This window comes from Dethiosulfatibacter sp., assembly GCF_983023055.1.
Genome location: NZ_CEZJXU010000390.1, coordinates 294 through 710, shown reverse-complemented (window position 1 = coordinate 710; position 417 = coordinate 294). Strand labels below are relative to the sequence as shown.

1 protein-coding gene is annotated in these 417 nt (G+C 38.4%); it reads left to right on the top strand.

Annotated elements, in window-relative coordinates:
• A partial coding sequence (locus tag AC3AX0_RS11440) for a PucR family transcriptional regulator (protein ID WP_487550416.1) occupies window positions 1-417 on the top strand: 417 nt, incomplete at both ends.

Below are 417 nucleotides of genomic sequence, written 5' to 3'. Positions count from 1 at the left end.
AGCAGGGGAAGTCGATGAAACTACCAAACTCACTGAGCTTATTGAAAAGGTGGGAATTGACAGTGGATTATTCCATGTGGGAATAGGTGATATCCACAACAGTCTCGAAGAACTCGATATTTGCATAAGGAAATCCATCTATGCCCTTGATGCCTGTATTGACAAAAATGCTGATATATTGAAATTTGGAGAAATAGGACTAAACAGGATTTTTATGCCTCTTAAGGAAGACTACTGGGTAGGGGAATACTGTAAAAGTATTATTGCAAAGATCGTCAATCATGACGAGGAATATGGTGCGGACCTAATGAAAACACTGGTTACATATATAGATAACAGGGGAGAAATGTCCTCTACGGCAAAGGAACTATTTCAGCATGTAAATACAATAAGGTACAGGCTTGAAAAGATAAGGAA